Below are 16330 nucleotides of genomic sequence, written 5' to 3' on the forward strand. Positions count from 1 at the left end.
TCAAAAAAGCAACAGCTTAGAGGAAACTGCCAGTTCCTCTAAGCTCGTATGGAGTCTGCTTTCATTTTTAATTTACATCATCATTTCATAAAACCTCATTTGTAAAACTAGTGCCTTTAAGAAAAAGCAAAAAGGAAGCCGTGTTATATTTGATTTATTTGATCTGCAGGACTGTCTCACAAGAAATATTTATTCATGTTTACTTGCCCGTTCCGAGTTGAATTGCGGGAAGAGCATCGCCCATGTACCCGTCGGTAAGACTCCTCCCGCCAATGCGAAGTTTGCAATTCCGAAAAAAATAAAAAATGAAATAATAAATTTATTCATACTACATATCCGAGATATAGCTGACGTAAGCCGTTGTTCCCGCTTTCAGAATCGTTACCAAAACATGTCCTGACGTATTCGAAATCACGCCACCCGAGCAAGCTGGTGCACATCTCCAAGTAGTAACGCTTGAACCGGAGAGCGTGTAACTTCCCGTATTCTGAACAATCAACGTATAACTTGTTCCATCTTGCATGTTATTTAGTACCAATGTACCTGCAGCCGCTGTCGTTGCGATAACGTTGGCTGTCGAGAAATCGACCGTCAGACTTGATATCGCAGAATAAGCCGTTGTAAGAGATCCACCGGAAACTTGAAGTTTCGAAACTGGAGTGGTTGTACCGATACCAACACTGCCGGTTGCGCTATCCATGGAAAGTGCGGTCGTAGGTGTAACACCATTATAAAATGTAAAGTTGAGATCGTTTTGCTGAGCCGCTGTCGTGTATGCGTTGCCTTTACCTTCAATAGCCCAACCTTTGGACGTAGCATCTGCCAGACCAGTGGTATTCCCGTTCAACGTTACGATTTCTAAAACCGCTGAATTTGTCGCCCCAGCTCCTCCTGTACCAATAGTCGTACGAACCGTTCCAGAGTTCGCGACATGAAGACGCGAGTTTACATAGGGCGTTGTTCCGATACCGACGTTGCCGGAAGAATCGATACGCATTTTTTCGAGCCCGCCGTTGGTAAAACCTATTGTCGAGGCCGCTGGACGATAGATTCCTGTCTGGGTGTCCCCAATAAACGAATAAGGTGGAGTCGTCACTGCAACGCCTGAGGAATTGATCAGAGCGGAGCCTGTTCCTCCCACGCCCTGAATTCCGATGTTGGTAAACGCAAATCGTTGGGCACCACCAGCAGAAAAGCCAACACTGGATGCCGCGACCGAGTAAAATCCATCGGTGTTTTGACTGGAGAATGTGATGGATGGAAGAGTTGACGTCCCGGCAGCCGCTTTGAACTGTCCCGTCATCGCAACAGATCCATCTGATTTAAAATCACCGGTGCCCGTCGGAATCGCCGTATTACAAATCAATGATCCTGTTCCATCCGATGTACACATTGAGTTGTTCGTAATTCCGCTCACACCAATCAAAGGTACGTTACCGGAAGCTGTTCCTGTATTTTGAATTGCCGCAGTACCAAGACCTAAATTGGATCTTGCTGCCACAGCCGTGGTGGCTCCTGTACCACCACCCGCGAGCCCCAACGTTCCGAAGGCAGGCGCTGCTGCTCCTGCAGAAATCAATGCTTGTCCTGAAGTTCCTGCGGCTGTTGTCATGGCTTTACTTCCATCCATATACAAGATTCCACCAGCAGTAACTCCAAGAGATCCGTTGTTTGTTCCACCACGAGCGATTGGTAAAACGCCTGATGTTAATTTACTCGTATCATGACTAGGAATCATAGCTGTCGCAAGCAATCCACTCGCATCTAGTTTCGCGATTTTATTTGCATCACCTGCGCCACCCGCAGTTCCTGAATTCAAAGTCAAAACTGGAGTTGTCGTAGGCGTTGCAACCGATATATCCGTGTTAAAACTAGAAACATTCGTCACAGTTCCGCCACCACCAGAGGCCGCAATCGTAATTCCTCCAGAAGAGTTCGTAACCGTAATTCCGGAACCCGCTGTGATATTGGCTAAAGAAAATCCTGTTCCGTTACCAATCAAAAGCTGTCCATTTGCGGCATTGGCGTCAGGATAACTTACGACTCTCTGTCTTGCTGGAGTGCTATTTGTCCAATAAAGATTTGTTCCATTGCTTTCAATATTTCCGCCAACGGGAGTTGTGACCAATGATCCAGCTGGAATCCTCATTGGTGAAAGAGCGGTGGAACCGACTGCTAAAGTCAGCATGCCCGTCATCGTGTCACCAGTTTTCTGAACTGCTCCCGTGATACGCGAGTCATTACCCGCAGCAAAAGTTGTTGCCGTCGTCCCTTGTAAACTTGAGATCGTAATATCTGTTGGAGCTGCCGCAGAACCCGTGTTGTTTCCTTTTAAAGTGTTCGCAGCCATATTGGCCATCTTCGCATTTGTCACAGCACCGGCAGAGATAGTCGCCGCTACGGAACCAGATCCACTAGCAGTCACATCTCCCGTCAGAGTTGTGATTCCTGCGCTTGGAATCGCAGTATTACAGATAATTGATCCCGTTCCATCTGACGTACACATCATGTTGTTCGTAATCCCACTCACACCGATCAAAGGAACGGTACCTGAAGATGATCCTGTGTTTTTAGTTGCCGCAGTACCAAGACCTAAATTTGTTTGTGCTGCTACAGCTGTCGTCGCACCAGTACCACCGTTTGCGATTGGCAATGCGCCAGAAACATCAGTCGTTAAGCTCACAGAATTACCACCAGAGAGAACACCTGCTGCCGTATTCTTCACAAAACCAGCCGTACTCATTCCAGACAAAGTCATACCTGTGAACGTCGGACTTGCTGCTGTATGAATATTCTGAGGAGTGGAAAGTGTAATCGCATTTGCGGCATTCGTAACAGTGATCTGATTAGCTGTTCCGTTAACCGTCTTATATTCATAAGCAGTTCCAGCAGCGTTCATTCCCAGCATCTGATTTGCAGTACCCAACGATGAAAGGCCTGCTAGAGAGATTGCCGGAGTTGTGCCACCAGTTGAACTTAATGGCAAAGTCGCAGTGACATTGGTCACTGTTCCGCCACCACCAGAAGCAGCAATCGTGATTCCTCCGGAAGAGTTCGTCACTGTAATTCCGGAACCTGCTGTGATGTTAGCTAAAGAGAAGCCAGTTCCGTTACCAATAAGAAGTTGGCCGTTCGCCGCATTGGCGTCGGGATAACTTACAACTCTTTGCCTTGCTGGCGTGCTATTTGTCCAATACAGATTTGTTCCGTTGCTTTCGATATTACCACTAACTGGAGTTGTCACCAAAGCTCCCGCAGGGATTCTCATCGGAGAAAGCGTTGTTGTACCAGTTGCCAACGTCAGCATGCCCGTCATTGTGCCACCGGAAGTTTGCAATGCGCCTGGCGCCGTCTGAGCCTGGCACGCAAAACCAGCTGCTGTCCATGTCGGAACGTGCCCTACTGTCGAGCAAGCAAATTCATAAAATTTGTTCGTACTATCCACCATGGCAAATCCAGTTGTCGCCGTATTCACACCTGTGAAATTCAAATCAGAACCGAGAATAGTTCCATCTAAAATTTTTCCTGTTGTTACTGCGTTCGCCGCAATTGTCGCTGCTGCAGAGCCTGGACCGGAAGCAGTGACATCACCGGTAAGGGCTGTCACGTAATTGCCACCAGCTTGTTTTGTATTAAAGGTATTCCAATCCGTTGAACTAAGATAACCATCCGTTGAAGTAGTAGCCTGAGCAATTGTGATATTCGGAGTTGCACCACCGCTTGAGGAAAGCGGTGCTCCCGCAGTAACACTGGTTACACCACCAGCACTAGAGATCCATGAGAGATTTCCTGAGGCATCCGACTGAAGCATTTGATTTGCAGTTGGAGGATTTGTTGGCAATGTCAGTGTATAAGCAGCCGTTAATGTCCCAGGCGATTTAATATAGACACTTTCAGGACCCGTAGTATCTTTTAACTTGATACCTTTCGTTGCACTGAACGTTAAATCTCCTGTCATCGTGTCTCCGGCGATATTCACGGGAGTAAAACCTAAAGCCGTTGTTACATCGGAAGAACCAATATTGGCCCCCGTCGTGACACGACCTTTTGCATCCACTGTGACTTTGGAATAAGTTCCTGCAGTTACACCCGAGTTTGCGAGTGTCAGGGCGCCCGTATTTGAAATCGTCGCATCACCTGACATTGTTTGTGCAACTGCTGCATTCGTTCCATCACCAATCCAGATTTTTCCGTTAGCAAGTGAAGGTAGAAGTGGCGTTGGTGCCTGACACGCCCAACCTGTTGCTGTCCATGTGGCTACATTACCAGTCGTTCCGCAAGCGAAATCAAAAAACTTTCCTGTGCTGTCTTTGATAACCAACCCAGATGTGGCAGTATTGACTCCGCTGTAATTTAGATCCGCACCAACGATAGTACCATCTAAAATTTTTCCCGATGTCACAGCATTCGCAGCAATCGTCCCGGCAACGGATCCAGGACCCGTCGCAGTTACATCACCCGTCAATGCCGTGAGATAATTTCCTGCAGGTTGTTTCGTATTAAACGCGTCGTAATCTGTTTTACTTAAAAGACCGGCCGTCGTTCCTGCAGTCGACGCCATGGGAATATTCAAAGTATGAGTGTCAGATGCTGAAGACCATCCAGGAGAAGGTCCTGTTGTTCCAATTGCAAATCCTTGTGTTGAACCTGTTTGCCCACCAAGAGACGTCAAACCAGCACCAGAGATACCTAAAGCTTTTACGGCGGCTCCATCCCAGTATTTCACTTGGCCTGTTGTCGTATTAAACCAAGTTTTACCTTTATCTCCAGCACCATATCCAGCAACAAGAGTCCCTTCGGTTGCATTCGTATAATTAGCTAGACCAATACTGCCAGTCATCACGTCACCCGATTTATTGAGTGGCGTGTAACCTAAAGCTGTCGTCACATCAGACGACCCAATATTCGTCCCCGTCGTGACACGACCTTTCGTATCCACTGTGACTTTGGAATAAGTTCCCGCTGTGACACCAGAGTTTGCTAACGTTGTCGTCAATGATCCCGCTGTTGACGTCACATCTCCTGTCAGAGCCGGCATACGCGCCGCTGCCAAAGTTCCTGTTGCGTCTGCAGTTCCAAGATCTACTGCATTTTTTGTCGCCAAAGAACCCAAACCTGTAATATCAGAATTTGCAAGTTGTGCAGCAACCCATGCTGATCCACTCCAACGAAGCGTTTGTCCTGTTGTTGAACCATTTGAAATAGAAATAACAGGAGCTGCACCTCCAGAACTTGCAAGCGGCGCCGTTGCCGTAACGCCAGTCACAGTTCCTGTTCCAGCATTATCAGTTCCGCAAATCCAACCTGTGCCATTCCATTTTAAAATTTCGTTATTCGCACAAGCCATGTTGTTAGGTTTATAAGAAAGATATTGTCCTGCAGCTGAAGACACATGATCCACACGAACATTATTTACAGTTACAACACCCGCGTTATCAATCGCAGCATCTCCTGACATCGTTTGGGCAGTTGCTGCATTTGTACCATCACCGATCCAAATTTTTCCACTGGCTAATGAAGGCAAAAGTGGTACCGGGGCCTGACACGCAAAACCCGTCGCGGTCCATGTAGGAACATGCCCCGTAGTCGCACACGCAAAGTTAAAAAACTTTCCAGTGGAATCAACAACCGCAATTCCTGATGTCGCCGTATTCACACCGGTGAAATTCAAATCGGAACCCAGAATAGTTCCGTCCAAAATTTTTCCCGACGTGACAACACCAGTTCCGAGGGTCATGGCTCCTGTATTGGAAATTGTTGCATCTCCACTAAGAGAAACCTCTTGCGCCTTGCCCGCTCCGTCACCAACCCAAATTTTAGTATCAGCTAAATTCGCGGAGTTAGAAACTGCGTCTAGCTTTGAATTAAATGTCGACCAATCCGACGAAGTTAAAAGACCACGGTTTGTGCTAGATGCACTTGGCAAATTAAACGTATGTACTGTTCCTGAAGAAGAAATACCAAAATCAGTACCTGTAGAACCTGTTGCGAATGTCTGTGTTGATCCATTTAAACCATTCATACTTTGCAGACCAGAGCCAGCCGCTCCTAATGCAATCGCCGCAGTTCCATTCCAATATTTAATTTCATTGGTATCAGTGCGATACCACATTTTACCGTTGTCGCCTGCACCTAAACCTGTTGGGTCCGATGTTACGGCATTTAAACCCAAAGGACCTGCCATGACATCACCGGCTTTGTCTAATGGCGTATATCCAAGAGCTGTCATCACATCCGCTGATCCAATATTCGCACCGGCTGTCACCCGCCCTTTGGCATCGACAGTCACTTTTGAATAAGTTCCCGCCGTGACACCGGAGTTTGAAAGCGTTAAAACGCCAGCATTGGAAAGTGTGGCGTCTCCAGTTAGATTTTGTTCTTGCGCTTTGTTTGTTCCATCACCAATCCAAATTTTTCCATCGCTCAAGGTCGTATTATTAGCGACGTCAGCTGTACCGCAAACCCAATCAGTGCCGTTGTACTTAAGGATCTCCCCCACCGCGCACGTTTTTGCGATAAAGTTTTTCGCAGAACTTCCGTCCCAATATTTAACGGTGTTGGTCGTTGAATTGTACCAGATCTTTCCCGCATCTGCGGCAGTTAAGCCTGTCGGATCCGAAGCGTTATTGGAAAGATGCAAGGACTTTCCAGCATTCATCGTGATGTAACCTGTATAAAGCAGATTATTTCCCGACATATTGATATCACCAGAAAGAGTTCCCCCCGAAAGTGGTAACTTTGTCGTGTCATTTACAGTAATGCCTGTCACAGCCACAACTCGGCCTTGAGCATCTACTTGCAATTGCGGAATCGTATTGGCCGAGCCATAAGTTCCCGCTGTAACCCCCGTCGCACTCAAAGCAGAACAAACAAATGAATCAGAAGCAGAACTCCATATTAAAAACTCATTGAGCCCGCAAGAAGATGCAGGCCAAGGACTTGTCGAATTGGCGTTCGTCATGTCTGTATAATTCATTTTTTGAGCGACCCAAGCACTGCCATCCCAGCGAAGTGTCTGTCCAGCTACAGCGCCTGCACTAAGAGAAATAACAGGCGTTCCTCCGCCACTGCTGTTTAGTGGCGATTGTGCGGTGACTGAAGTCACCGTCCCGACACCCGCGTTATCGGTAGCACAAGCCCAAGCAGAACCATTCCATTTTAAAATTTCGTTGTTGGCACAATTAAGCCCCGCAATTCCCGAAATGGGTGAAGGCACGCTTGTCAGTGCACTCCAAGGAACATTTGTAAGACTTGCGCCATCTTTAGGATCATATGAAGTGAATCCACTTCCATTCCATACAATACCTTGGTTTGTGGATGTGATCACTTTATCGAAATAATCTTCAAGCAACGCCTGGCTGATTTTCGGTGATGTTTGAATAAACTCACTCGCCGATTTCCCCTCGAGCCTTTCCGATTCAATAGCAAACGCCGTAGCGCGAATATTAAAGTCCACGTCGATTGTGTCGGAATAAGCATTAAAAATAAGGCGAAGGCGTCTGCCATCCTGCTCACCGGCTGTCGGAGTATACGTACAAGTTCCTACTCCTCCAGAAACGGAGTTTAAATTAGGTTTAGACGTTTTATTATTGAACACCGAGCCCATCGTAAAACCTGGATCTCCGGCACTGCGAGCTCCCCCGCCCACGACCAAGTTCAAATACCCTTCCGTCACATTTATGCTGGCATGAGTCTCGTCATACAAAATACAATCATTGGGAGACAATACTTGGAGTCGAAGCGGGACTCCAGTGACACTCAACGGATTGCCATTAGGTTGTTTAATATAAGCCTGAAACGTCATGCCCTTATGAGTCTGAGCGTAGACATACTGAGGAAATAGGGCGACAAGGACGACCAAAAAACTCCAAATGAAGTTATTCATAAAAGACTCCCTCCACTTGATATCCATTCGCCAATTTCTTTTTTTGCGCTAATTCGTTCCAGGTTCCTTGAATCTTGTACCCTGAAGCCGTCGTAATGAATTCGGTCTGAGTCATCTCCGCTTGACCACTTTTAGTTTGTTTGTGGTCACTTTCTTCTGCTGTTTTACTTAAATTCGAGATGGAAGCATCAAGGCCGCATCCAGATAAAAGGAGCCCTTGAGCTGATAGAAATAGAGTCATAATTTTTAAAGCTGTTCTTTTCATCTAAATCCACCTACGTTCGGTAATGACACCTTAACCGTTCGGATTTATATGAGATGATCTTAAATATTCTGACGGGCTTGAAACCAAATTTTGTTGCGTTTAAAAACTGGAAGCAAAGGTCTCCCACGAACGGCCTAGAAAACAGCTCTCATGATGTTGCTATAAATTTTTCCAGCAACATAATAGATTCGTATCTCTAAATAAAGAACTTGCAACAGTTCATTATTCCTAGATAGAAAAGCAGCCAGGTAATTTGACAAATTCTCATTTCCGTAATGAATAGGCTTACATGGATTTATCGGTACTTTTAAAAAGCGAATTCGAAAAAAGAAAAAGCAAGAATACAAGATACAGCCTAAGAGCATTCGCAAAAAGTTTGAATATCGAAGCTGGTGCTCTTCTTCGCATCATGACCAATAAGCGTTTGGCGACCCATGCAACGGCGGTGACACTTTTAAAAAATTTAAACACCCCAGCAACCGTTCAAACCGATATTTTAAATGAGCTTGAAAACCGTAGAAAAAATTCTTCCAGACCAAGCAAGAAAAATGGAATGCAGTCATTTTCTGTCCAAGAGTTCGAAACCTACTTTGATATTCTCCACATTCACACGATGGAATCACTGAACTTGCTTCAATTTAGAAGCACTCGTCAAACACCGGCTCTTGCCGAATCACTGGGTGTTTCTCTCATTCAACTCAATGAAGTGATTAATCAACTGATTGGAATAGGCGCCGTCCGCATTGTCGGAGATCAATTTGAAGTTTTGTATAAATCCTTTTCAACAGTACCCCTTGGGTTCACAAGTGAGAAAAGGAAAAACTTGCAAAAAGAATTTTTAAAAAAAGCCCATGACGCTATCGATTTAGTTCCTTTTGAACTGAGAGATCACAGCACCCTCACGATTCCGGTCTCGGAAAAGGATTTAAACGCCATAAAGGCCATCTTAAAGCGCGCGCGAGCACGCATTAATGGAATTTCTGAAAAGCGTACGAAGCGTGATCAACTTTATAATGTTAGCTTAGCTCTCTATCCGGTGGTATTATGAAGAAAATAATCTTAACTTTACTATTTAGTTTTTTGCTTCCAACAACATCCTTCGCCTATATTCGTAATGGCACCGAAACAAACGGCGGCGACGGATTTGTCGCAGACTTCTATAGAGTCCTTGATAATACTATTAAAATACTGAATTCAAAATCATTAGAAGATATTGAGCAGGTCCAACTGATTGAAATAAAGAAGCAAAGATCAAATTTAGACGTTATTTCCGCTCCTTCTGTATTTTTAAATGATAAAGAACTCAGTGCCATCAACAATCCTTACTTCTCTCCTCCAAGAATTACTATTTCTCAAAAGTTCTGGCAGGGATTTTCGGAAGAGCAAAAAATCCAACTTGTATTGCATGAAATGCTTCCTGTAGTTGGTTTCTCTGACCACGATTATAAATTTTCCGGAGCACTCATGGCTAAGATCTTACCTTCAAGTCAAGATCTCGCGACGATCTACGATCTCATTGACACCTGTTCTTTGTCCCGTATTGATTCGTTCGATATGAATACTTTGAAATTCGCAAAGAAATTAAATTACCTGATTCATTCTGCAGCACTCAAAGGCTGCGGCACTTTCGTAAAGAAAGCAGTGCAAAGTGGATGGGATATAGATTATTGCTGGAAACAAAAAACATCATATCAAGATCTAGATGCAACAGCCTTCAACTCTCCAGATCAGCTTTTCGTAAAGTGGACAACTTTAGACGTTTTAAAATCGTTGGGCGCAAACCCTCTCAAAATTTGCACGGAGTAAATAAGCTCTGCTGTTTCCAAAAATTTGGGAGCAACGGCAGGCCTATTTCTTTATTTTCGGAGCAACACCTTAAAACGGTTTTAAGACTGTTAAGGTAATTAGCAAATTTAATAAATCGACAACTAAAGTTTCGTATATTTGCGTCGATCCGTAAAAAGCAGCATGCACCGATTTTGCATTAGACAATTGCATGTTGCTCAAGGGGGAAAGATGAAGATCAAATTAACTCAAATTGCCATCATTATTATAGTACCAGCACTTCTCTTCGGATTTCAGAACTGTTCAAAATTGGGAACAAACGGAATCGCAGTAAATGAAAAAGTACTGTCCCTTGATTCCGTACAAGTCGCCGAACCCGTAGCAGTCGATCCTGTCAATGATAGCGGGAATGATCCAGTCACAAGCGCTCCTAATAATGGAGGAGGTAAAGGTGACAATGGTGTCAAAGAAGATCCTTCCACAGAAGTAGAGGTCGGATCCCAACCTACTCCATCAACAACGGATCCGGCTCCCGCTGACATTCCAGATGACGAAGTTGCAGATGCCATTCGTGCTTGCCAATCAGAAACACCTCTTGAAGTCATCCCTGATTTGGACCTTAAGTTCAACCACGAAAGCGTGAGTGTGGATGTTCAAAAAGTGACGGCACTCAAAGGTAATTACGGAAGCTCTGTTGTGGTTCGAGCACAAAACGAAGGAGCGCTGGCAGAGTCTATTCATATTAATAACTCCACTTTGATACTTTGCGATTTTGCTCATATCGAAAACATCAAAGGAACCCAAAACCACATCATCATTGTAAATGGTGAAATTGAAGATCTTCAGATGAATAACTCAACGGTCGCTCTGGTCAATGCTCAGGTTAAATCAGCCAAGGGACCTAACACAGTTATTAAAAACTACAGCCTTAAATAAGAACCGTAAATCAGTCATTAAGTATCAGCGATAAATAAAAGGGGGAAATAATGGGTCAGTCCATTGTGAAGGTCTTTATTTGCGTAATGATGAGTTCTGTGGGGCTAGCCGGAAACGGTGCACCTTCGGGAGCTCACTACAACTTGAACATCATCGGAGTTTCCAAGGGTAAGTCGGCGGACCTGTCTACTAATGACGGCCATCGAATCTTCATGCCTCTTTACGGAACGGCCAAAATTCTTCTTCAAGAAGGTTCTGAATTTCAAGTCTTAGATGCCAATGGTACAGACGGCGCTGCTAAGTTTCAGTTGCCGAACCCAGATCCTGATAACGACGGCATCACAAACTATTCTGTCTTTGTGCGAGCTTTAGGAAAACCCGGCGGAGAAGCGCGCGTTTCTACCTGTGCGACGGATCCACTCACAGGTGAAGAAGTGTGCAGCACTTTAAGTACTGTGGCCGTGAGAAAATCAGGTAAGTCTTCATTTACAAACGTGACTAAGCAGCTCTTGTACATATATGCGGATTTGGATGGCGACGGTGTTGAAGAACGCTATCCTCTTTTCGACGACCGACTCCAAGATTACTTTTGGAGCTACGACAATAAAGGTCTTAAGGTTTTACAAATGAGATTTTATGAAATCGCAACTAATGTGAACTAAGAACTACAATGGCATAGAGGAGGTTTCTTACTCTATGCCATTTGCCGTAGAGAGTGATTATTGAGAAGTATCTAAAACTCTAAAAACAGCTCGTGCGCCCAGATAGGCATCATTGTAAGTATAGTTGAGCAATAATTCCGTCGGACTTAAATTTATAAACTCTGTTGTCGCCAAATCCGTTTCATATTCTCCGATGATTTCTCCGGTTACTTCCCTTTGTTTAAGACTTTCCACGACAATCCAACTTCCGGGGACATTTCCTTCCGTGACTACGGCAATATTATGAATAACGTCTTTAACCATAAAGTATGTTCGACTGGCAGCCCAACCGATATCCAAGATACCGCTTGGGGCGTTGCTAAAGATGTTCCAAGTGGCGCCATCGTCTGTGGATTGAAACAAGTCGATTCCATCACGGAAGAATATTTCTCCTGATGGAGCCATCTTTAGGACAGTCTTCATGTCCCAGAAACTTGGCTGAACCGCACTTTTTTTGACTTCGGACCAAGAGCCCCCGCTATCCACGGACCGGTAAAGCACGACATCTCCGGTTGCTCCCATTCGCTCTAGAATAACCGCATATATATGACCTGCTTGATCCACCGCTAACGAATTCACCCGAATTTCATCAATACCCCCCGGAAGTGCAAAGGTTTGCACCAGATTCCATGTTACGCCATCTGTCGTTTTCAGAAATCGAACGTCCGTTCCATCAGGATAGGCTAGATATGTTTCGTTTGTCTGATTGGTTATGAGGTATGCAGAATTATAGTTATTTTGAACAACAGAATATACTTCAGTCCACGAAACTCCATCCGTTGAACGGCGAATAATCCTGTTCCCACTCTTTATGCCGACGGCATAGAGGGCACCATCATGCCCTTGAATCAAATCTTCTATATAGGGATCATTCCCCGCTGTCGTAAATCGATCTGAATCCTGCCAGGTCACTCCATTGTCTGAACTCTTGATGATGACCCACGGCCAATTGCCATCTAAGTCACCCGCATTCAAAATAGCGTACAGAGTCGTCGGCGATACTCGAATTAATTTTCTAATTGTACTCCAGAACGCCCATTCAAAACGAACTTCACTGCGAAGAGTCCACGATCCTCCCGCATCCGGTGAATATGCCACTGTCGATTGATAGCCTTTGTCGTTATATGAAAATGCGAGAACTTTATTGCTCGATGGATCGGATACAATCGTCAATCCATAAGGATCTTTTGTTGGCGACAGTGCCGCATCTAAATCCACAGCCGTCCATGATGTTCCATCCGGAGAAGAAACGACTTTCCAATCATTGGGATTAGCGGCGCGGCTGCCGCCTGTGGCAATGAACACACCCGAAGAAGTTCGTGTCATTCCTTGCAAAAGACCTTGTCCCGAATAAGCTTGTGTCCAAGTAACGCCACCGTCGAGTGTTTTATAAACCCTTCCTACGCCACCGACGGAGCAGGAGTAATAAGCTGTATTGTTATCGACAACCTTCAGAGTTCCACGCAATTCATAATCTCCGAGATTGGAGACTGCGGGAATTGTGGTTGCAGGTGTCCAAGTCCATGTGCCGCCACTAAAAGTCCCCTTTAAGAAATACATATATGCCGGAGAGCCTGACTTACCCATAACAAAAAGATCACCCGAAGGAGATACATCAATCTGATAAGCGGATACATCCCAAGCAGAGATAGCGGCACTTTGGTAAATAGTTTGCCAGGTAGCTCCGTCATTCTGACTTTCGCGAATAATCCAGCTCATTCCAGCTGCCGTCTGTGCATATCCAACAGCATAAATAAAACCCGTCGTCGGAGAAACGGCGATGTCGTAGCAAACATGATCGTACCCCGCCGTTTCCCACCAAGCATCCGCCGTGGCCCACGTTGTTCCTTCATCGGTGGATTTTCTTACGAACCATCCCGCATTAGGATCTGTCGGCGCTTGATCATAGAGGTAAGCATAACCGCAAACAAAAATCGTGCTGCCCTTCGCTGCCATCGCCAGTGGATGAGACTCTCCGTTATAGTGAAAACCCATGAAGTGATCGACTCGATTCCATGTCATACCATCGTCAGAACTTCGATACGTGGCCCAGCGCTCTCCCATATTATCACTGCCGACCGCCGTCGCCAGAATTTTTCCCGAGGGCAACCAAATGGCGTCACTGATAAAATTCTGATCCTGTGCCGACTGAGGCATGTCGATTTTTCTGAACTCACGAAATCCTTTTCGATGGACTGTCACTGCAAATGTTTTTCCGGTGCTGTCGGTAATTTCAAGAACTTCATCATTTAACTGAGCATTCGTTGGAATTGAATAAAGGCCTGTTGAAGTATCCAAAAATCCTGATGTCGCTGCTTTATAGGTATACGGAGGCGTTCCGCCAAGAGGTTCAATTGCTTTTGAAGACCCGACATCCATGGTGATAGAAAGAGGAATCACATCATCTAAACTTTTAGATGATTCTCTTCTTTCAAGAAATGCTTCCAACGTGCAACCTGTTGAAGTCAGCATGATAGAAAAAAGAGCCAGTCCCCAAAACGTACAAAAAGTCGACTTGATCATGACTAATTTATCGGATCTTTTGGAACACTAATTTAGAGCCCAAAATAAGAAATCCTCGAAAAAAACGTCTCAAATCGAAATACTAAAGATAGCGGGCTTTTATGCAATTCCAGCGAGAGCCGCAGGACCGTGTTCGCGCAAAAGTTCCGCGCGCAACTCCGAATTTTCTTGGTAACTCAGTTTGGGATCTTTCTTTAAAACTTCAAAGGCCGCTTCGCGAGCATTTTGCAAGATCTGCATATCGCGCACAAGATTTGCCATCTTAAATCCGGCAAGTCCTGATTGGCGCGTGCCCATAAATTCTCCGGGCCCACGCATTTCTAAATCGAACTCGGCAATTTTAAATCCGTCCGAAGTTTTTTCCATCATCTCTGTTCTTTGACGGCCTTCTTCAGAAACGGCATAACCCACGATAAGAATACAGAAGCTTTTGTATTCCCCTCGTCCCACACGGCCACGCAACTGATGAAGCTGCGAAAGACCAAAGCGCTCAGCATGTTCGATGATCATGATATTCGCGTTGGGTACGTCCACTCCCACTTCGATCACGGTTGTTGACACCAAGACTTGAATTTCTTGATTGCGGAATTGAGTCATCACCTGATCTTTTTCATCAGGCTTCATTTTTCCATGCAAAAGACCGAACTTGACCTGCGGAAACTGCGTTTTCAATTTTTCGTATTCGGAAACCGCATCTTTTAAATCAATCTTTTCGCTCTCTTCAACAAGAGGATACACGATGTATGCTTGTCGACCTTTTTGCAATTGCTCTAGCATAAACTGCAAGGCTTGCGGACGTTTGCTTTCATAAGTCGCGCGGGTTTGAATCGGACTTCGTCCTGCTGGCATTTCATCAATAATCGAAACGTCAAGATCTCCGTACACCGTCATTGCCAGAGTTCTCGGAATCGGAGTTGCGGTCATCACTAAGAAATGCGGTGAATTTCCTTTGTTTTTAAGAACACCACGCTGCTCGACACCGAAGCGATGTTGTTCGTCGATAATCACAAGCCCTAGATTTGCAAACTGCACGTCGTCTTCAATCAAAGCATGCGTTCCGATAATCAAATCGATTTCTCCCGCCTGAAGACTTGCGAGTACTTGTTTTTTTTCAGACGCTTTGGTTTTCCCCACAAGCATCGCCAAGCGAATTCCTAAAGGTTCTAAAACCTTTTTAGCATTTTTAAAATGCTGTTCAGCGAGAATCTCCGTCGGAGCCATCAAGCAAGATTGAAAACCGCTTTCTGCTGCATAGATCGCCGCCATGAAACTCACCAAAGTTTTACCACTTCCCACGTCTCCTTGAACCATACGATGCATGGGATGAGATTTTTCAAGATCCGCTTTGATCTCTGCAAAGACTCTTTTCTGAGCATTCGTCATTTCAAACGGCAGCGATTTTGCCAAGGCTTTGAGTTTTTCGCCTTTGTTTTGAATCTGCGGAGCGCCTTCTTTTTGAAAGCCTGTTTTTTTAGAAGCTAAATAAAGCTCCAGCCAGAAAAACTCATCAAAGATAATTCTTTTTTGGGCGGCACTTCGAAACTCAGCGTATTCAGCAGCTCTGCTAGGATCGGGAAAATGGATTTCTTTAAGTGCATCTTTGCGAGGTTTAAGCTGATATTTTTCAAGAATCCACTTCGGCAAAGCCTCCGGCGGCCACTCTTCCATTTGCGCAAAAGCCTGACGAACCAGCTTCATGATTTTCGCCGTCGCAAGACCTTCGATTTCCGTATAGAGCGGAATCAACGCATCTTGAGTTTCTTCGTCAGGTTCAATATCTCGAATGTCCGGATGATGAAATTCGATGCGTCCTCGATACTCCGTCACTTTGCCGACGACGCGGACTTCAGTGAAGGGCTTAAAGCGCTCGAAGTATCCTCTGTAAGGAACGCGGAAGTACTTGCAATGAATCTGACCCGAAGAGTCGCGCACTACGACGTCATACATTTTTCGTGTCGAGCGTCCCATATTGATACTATGAACCGCCACAACCTGAGCTTTGATACTGACAATATCGTCCGGTTTGAGACTGGCGATGTTACGAGCCGCCCTTTGATCTTCGTACGCTCTAGGATAGAACTCTACAAGGTCGCCCAATGTCTTTAATCCCTTCCGTGAGAAGAGATCTCCGAGCTTGGGTCCGACTCCTTTAAGGTACTGAATTTGGGTGTCTAGACGAAGGGCCATCGCCTTCGATTATTCAGGATTTTGTTTCTAAGTCAATGTATCCATGGC

8 protein-coding genes are annotated in these 16330 nt (G+C 45.2%); 4 read left to right on the forward strand and 4 right to left on the reverse strand.

Features of this window, described 5'->3' with window-relative positions:
* Positions 1–328 precede the first annotated feature (328 nt).
* Together AAAA78_RS11015 and AAAA78_RS11020 are read right to left on the reverse strand one after the other, a co-directional pair.
* Positions 329–7885 carry a beta strand repeat-containing protein gene (locus AAAA78_RS11015; RefSeq protein WP_340592096.1) on the reverse strand — a complete coding sequence of 2519 codons (7557 nt, stop codon included), beginning with the start codon at positions 7883–7885 and terminating at the stop codon, positions 329–331.
* Positions 7878–8150, reverse strand: a complete 273-nt coding sequence (locus tag AAAA78_RS11020; protein ID WP_340592098.1) for a hypothetical protein — start codon at positions 8148–8150, stop codon at positions 7878–7880. Before AAAA78_RS11020 ends, AAAA78_RS11015 begins: the two co-directional genes overlap by 8 nt.
* 289 nt (positions 8151–8439) lie before the next feature.
* Here AAAA78_RS11020 and AAAA78_RS11025 point away from each other — a divergent pair, with 289 nt between their 5' ends.
* The 4 genes from AAAA78_RS11025 (at position 8440) to AAAA78_RS11040 (ending at position 11533) form a co-directional block, all read left to right on the forward strand.
* Complete coding sequence (locus AAAA78_RS11025; protein ID WP_340592099.1) at positions 8440–9198, forward strand: TIGR02147 family protein; 759 nt, start codon at positions 8440–8442, stop codon at positions 9196–9198.
* On the forward strand, positions 9195–9956 hold the full coding sequence (locus tag AAAA78_RS11030) for a hypothetical protein (protein WP_340592101.1): 762 nt from the start codon (positions 9195–9197) through the stop codon (positions 9954–9956). Before AAAA78_RS11025 ends, AAAA78_RS11030 begins: the two co-directional genes overlap by 4 nt.
* 210 nt (positions 9957–10166) lie before the next feature.
* Entirely contained in the window at positions 10167–10871 is a 705-nt protein-coding gene (locus tag AAAA78_RS11035; RefSeq protein WP_340592102.1) for a hypothetical protein, read from the forward strand.
* A gap of 50 nt (positions 10872–10921) precedes the next feature.
* Entirely contained in the window at positions 10922–11533 is a 612-nt protein-coding gene (locus AAAA78_RS11040) for a hypothetical protein (RefSeq protein WP_340592103.1), read from the forward strand.
* A 57-nt stretch (positions 11534–11590) separates the two neighbouring features.
* Here the strand turns inward: AAAA78_RS11040 and AAAA78_RS11045 are convergent, their stop codons facing one another.
* Positions 11591–14095 carry a sialidase family protein gene (locus AAAA78_RS11045; RefSeq protein WP_340592104.1) on the reverse strand — a complete coding sequence of 835 codons (2505 nt, stop codon included), beginning with the start codon at positions 14093–14095 and terminating at the stop codon, positions 11591–11593.
* A gap of 99 nt (positions 14096–14194) precedes the next feature.
* Positions 14195–16282 carry an ATP-dependent DNA helicase RecG gene (recG, locus tag AAAA78_RS11050; protein WP_340592106.1) on the reverse strand — a complete coding sequence of 696 codons (2088 nt, stop codon included), beginning with the start codon at positions 16280–16282 and terminating at the stop codon, positions 14195–14197.
* Positions 16283–16330 lie beyond the last annotated feature (48 nt).

The organism is Bdellovibrio sp. BCCA (assembly GCF_037996825.1).
GTDB lineage: Bacteria > Bdellovibrionota > Bdellovibrionia > Bdellovibrionales > Bdellovibrionaceae > Bdellovibrio.

What these genes read in the sequence shown, in the direction of transcription:
- AAAA78_RS11015 (WP_340592096.1), bottom strand. Translation starts at nt 7,885, where the DNA reads ATGAATAACTTCATTTGGAGTTTTTTGGTCGTCCTTGTCGCCCTATTT.
- AAAA78_RS11020 (WP_340592098.1), bottom strand. Translation starts at nt 8,150, where the DNA reads ATGAAAAGAACAGCTTTAAAAATTATGACTCTATTTCTATCAGCTCAA.
- AAAA78_RS11025 (WP_340592099.1), top strand. Translation starts at nt 8,440, where the DNA reads ATGGATTTATCGGTACTTTTAAAAAGCGAATTCGAAAAAAGAAAAAGC.
- AAAA78_RS11030 (WP_340592101.1), top strand. Translation starts at nt 9,195, where the DNA reads ATGAAGAAAATAATCTTAACTTTACTATTTAGTTTTTTGCTTCCAACA.
- AAAA78_RS11035 (WP_340592102.1), top strand. Translation starts at nt 10,167, where the DNA reads ATGAAGATCAAATTAACTCAAATTGCCATCATTATTATAGTACCAGCA.
- AAAA78_RS11040 (WP_340592103.1), top strand. Translation starts at nt 10,922, where the DNA reads ATGGGTCAGTCCATTGTGAAGGTCTTTATTTGCGTAATGATGAGTTCT.
- AAAA78_RS11045 (WP_340592104.1), bottom strand. Translation starts at nt 14,095, where the DNA reads ATGATCAAGTCGACTTTTTGTACGTTTTGGGGACTGGCTCTTTTTTCT.
- recG (WP_340592106.1), bottom strand. Translation starts at nt 16,282, where the DNA reads ATGGCCCTTCGTCTAGACACCCAAATTCAGTACCTTAAAGGAGTCGGA.